The sequence below is a fragment of the Streptococcus parasanguinis genome, from assembly GCF_001578955.1.
Classification (GTDB): domain Bacteria; phylum Bacillota; class Bacilli; order Lactobacillales; family Streptococcaceae; genus Streptococcus; species Streptococcus parasanguinis_U.
In genome coordinates this window covers 242,295-244,452 of record NZ_KQ969689.1, presented here as the reverse complement: position 1 = coordinate 244,452, position 2,158 = coordinate 242,295, and the positions used below count along the sequence as shown (strand labels likewise).

Annotated in this window: 1 protein-coding gene and 1 pseudogene; both read right to left on the bottom strand. The window is 40.5% G+C overall.

Going from position 1 to position 2,158, the window contains the following annotated elements; all coding sequences use genetic code 11:
- Window positions 1-1,317, bottom strand: a 1,317-nt coding sequence (locus SPADD19_RS01125; protein WP_241496383.1) for an SWIM zinc finger family protein, incomplete at its 3' end; no start/stop codon positions are given.
- Window positions 1,318-1,926: 609 nt separating this feature from the next.
- Window positions 1,927-2,158 (bottom strand): annotated as a pseudogene (engA, locus tag SPADD19_RS01120) (ribosome biogenesis GTPase Der); the annotation flags it as partial.

Genomic DNA, 2,158 nt, shown 5'->3' with positions numbered 1-2,158 from the left:
CGGGATCTGTTGGTGAAAGAATGGATAGATTTGCTCACTTGATAAAGGACTTCTTTGGGAAGAAAAGTCGTCTGTAAAACCTGCTGCTAGCATGGTTGAAAAGACTTCTTGCTCCTTATCGAAATCACTGGAATAAGGAAGATTGAGGAGTTCCTCACGCGTGGTCACCGCACGATCCTGGTATTGAAAGACCACGTCCAGTAGAACAATCTGGTCCTGTGCTAGATCAAAATGAAATTCTGGAGTGAAATCGTGGATTAAAAAGCTGGTCGGAGCCGTTATTTTCCCCAGTTTTTTGAACTCATTTAAACTATAAGAAAGCTTTGTTTGGTCCGTTGGATCAAAATGCAGACGTTTTTTGCGATCCTGATCCATCGGAAGATCTTGGATGGCCTTCCATAGGGTCCGCTGTTGGGGCGTCAGGTGATAGAAGACACCATTTCGAAACAGGTAAACAGCAGACTCGACAACCTTCACTTGTGGCTCCGTAATGATCAATTCGTAAAAATCACCATGGTCTTCCACCTGAAAATGAAAGAGCTCTTCCTCCTCATGGACATCCTGAAAATGGACTTCTTGAAAATCATACAAGCTATATTGCAAGAGGAAGGAATCCAAATTCATCAGTAATTCCACAGCTTCTTCAAAGAGAGTCGGTGGAAAATAAAGATGGCGCCCAGCATTGGGAAAGAAATCTTGCTCTTTCGATCCACCATCTGTGACCAAGCCTTGTAGGAAATTAATCACATCCTGACTAGCCTCATCAAATTCTAAGTAAGAAATGGGTTCATAATAACTTTTGCCAATTGCAAAGTGTCCTTCTTTCTGAAGGGTCTGCAAAAAAGCTAGCACATCTCTGATCACATAAGAGCGCTCGTCTGGCAAGCGACGAATGCGAAGAGTCCACAAGAATTGACCAGAGTATTCATCCTCCTGCCCAACAGTTGATAAGACATAGCGAGTTTCTTTCTTTTCGATTTTTGGAAGGACCTGATCTAAAAACAAACTTCCAAAAGATACCTTCTCCTGAGTTTCCTCTGTCACAGTGGCATCTTCTTCAAGACTTGCAAGAGCTGCTTTCCCACTGTCATCATTCTTCAAAAAAGCTTCCACAGCTGCCAGATGCGTACAGAATTTTTTCTTTTGAAAGAAAGCACAGCTACAAAAAATGGCATCGTCGTCCAAACTGTACCGCAAGCTTTCTTCTTCCACCCGAAAATACAGGTATTTTTCTTTTACTTCCTGAAGGGAAACTTTCCCAGCTTCATAGAGAAGACTCCCTTGTGAACGAACCTTCCCAGGAATTAATTTTGCCATGTTTACCACCTTAGATTAATCCCTTTATTATACCATATTTAAGCAAAAATTAGAAAAAATACTTATCATCTTGAAAGGATTTTAGCCCGTTTTTGATAGAAAAACTGAGACAGTCTTGTCCCAGCTTTTCACCTGATTTCGTAATAGAGTTACCTCAATCAGCTATCCATGATTTTTCTCTTTTAACTGTCTGAGCGAACAATAGACAGAATAGCTAAATAGAGAGGAGAAAGATCCCGATAGCCCACAGAAAAAGACAAAAAACACGACCTATTTTTTAATAAAATCCCCAACAATAGGATCAAGAGCTCCAAGCTTACGATCGAACCGAGAAACAAGAGATACAGATAGATTTTAAATAATAAGTACACAAACCTAAAGCTCTCATGATGTTCATGAGTTTACTCTTCTCAACCTTAAAAAAAGCTAAGGAATAAAGCATATCCGGACGATGATACTACGCATCTGACTATCCTCCACTTCATTTTACCAGCTTATTAAAAAAAGCAACGCTTATGCGCTACTTTTAGTTGTTTTCATAGTTGGAAGAATGAGCATTTTATCATTTGAAATATCCTTCTCCACTTTGATCCATTTGTCTCGTATTCCCTACTTCCGTTTTCGCGCAATCAAATGGATTGGAGTTCCTTCAAAAACAAAGGCCTTGCGAATTTGGTTCTCCAAGAAACGGAGGTATGAGAAGTGCATCAGTTCTTCTTCGTTAACAAAGACCACAAAAGTTGGCGGCTTGGTTGCCACTTGTGTCGCATAGAAGATCTTGAGGCGTTTTCCTTTGTCGGTCGGCGTTGGATTAATGGCAATGGCATCCATAATCACATCG